Origin of the sequence: Cellulomonas algicola, assembly GCF_003851725.1 — a bacterium.
Taxonomy (GTDB): domain Bacteria; phylum Actinomycetota; class Actinomycetes; order Actinomycetales; family Cellulomonadaceae; genus Cellulomonas; species Cellulomonas algicola.
The window spans coordinates 1-1,138 of the sequence record NZ_BHYL01000430.1 but is presented as its reverse complement, the minus strand read 5'-3'; the positions used below and the strand labels follow the sequence as shown (position 1 = coordinate 1,138).

Annotated in this window: 1 protein-coding gene; it reads right to left on the bottom strand. The window is 77.1% G+C overall.

Annotated features, from left to right (window positions below):
- Positions 1-170: 170 nt before the first annotated feature.
- Positions 171-1,138: AAA family ATPase (locus CTKZ_RS20435; RefSeq protein ID WP_148090540.1), on the bottom strand; the 968-nt coding region annotated here is incomplete at its 5' end.

Sequence of the window (1,138 nt, the reverse complement as noted above, 5' to 3'; positions counted from 1 at the left end):
GCTCTGACCCGACGTCCGCGGACGCCGCCGCGTCGCGGCCGCGACGCGGCCACCCGAGCGCGTGCCGGGACCGCGGTGGGCCCGTCGCTGCCTCGTCACGGCCGGCGGGTGACCGGGCCCTTCGCCGGGCTGCCGGGCCGCTCAGGGCTCGTGCGCTGTGCGCGGCCGGATCAGGACGCGCCCGCGCCGAGCGCGTCGTCGAGACCCTCGGGGGCCGCGCCGAGCAGGGAGCGCGTCACCCGCTCGGAGTCCTGCAGCATCTCGTCGACGGCCGCGTCGAGGTCGTCGTCCCCGACGGGGCGTCCGGCCTCGGCCGCGAGCAGGACGGCCCGTCGGGCGGCCTCCTTGACGAACGACGCCGTCACGCCGGACGTCCGGGCGGTCGCGCGGTCGAGGGCGTCGTCCCCGAACGGCAGCCCGCGGGTGTAGAGCGCGAACAGGCGGCGGCGCGCGTCGTCGTCGGGCAGCGGGATCTCGACGGCCAGGTCGACGCGGCCGGGTCGCTGCGAGAGGGCCCGCTCCAGCAGGTCGGCGCGGTTCGTCGTGAGCAGGAACGTCACGTCGGCGTCGGACGCCAACCCGTCGAGCGCGTCGAGGACCTCGAACAGCAGCGGCTGCGGGCCGTGGCTGAACGACCGGTCCTCGGCGACGAGGTCGCAGTCCTCGAGGACGACGATCGCGGGCTGAAGCGCGCGGGCGGTCTCGGCCGCGAGCGACACGAGCGCGAGCGACGGCCCGGCGAGGAGGATCACCGTCGTGCCCTCGGCGGCGCCGACGAGGTGGCGGACGGTGTGCGTCTTGCCCGTCCCGGGCGGGCCGTAGAGCAGGACGCCACGCTTGAGGTGCTGGCCCGCGTCACGGAGGGTGTCGCGGTGGCGGGCGACCGCGAGCACCTGGCGCTCGACGCGGTCGAGGGTGCCGTCGGGCAGGACGACGTCGGCCCGCGGCACGGTCTCCCGCCGCACGAACGTCACGCCGCCCGCGCCCGGCTGGTAGGGCGACCCCTGGAACGTGACGACCTGCCCGCGCAGCACCGACCGCTCGGTCATCGCCGTGCGGATCTCCGCGAGCAGCGCGCCCGCGAGGTCGTCGTCGGCGCACAGCACCTCGATCGTGCCCTGGCCCTCGTGCCGCGGGC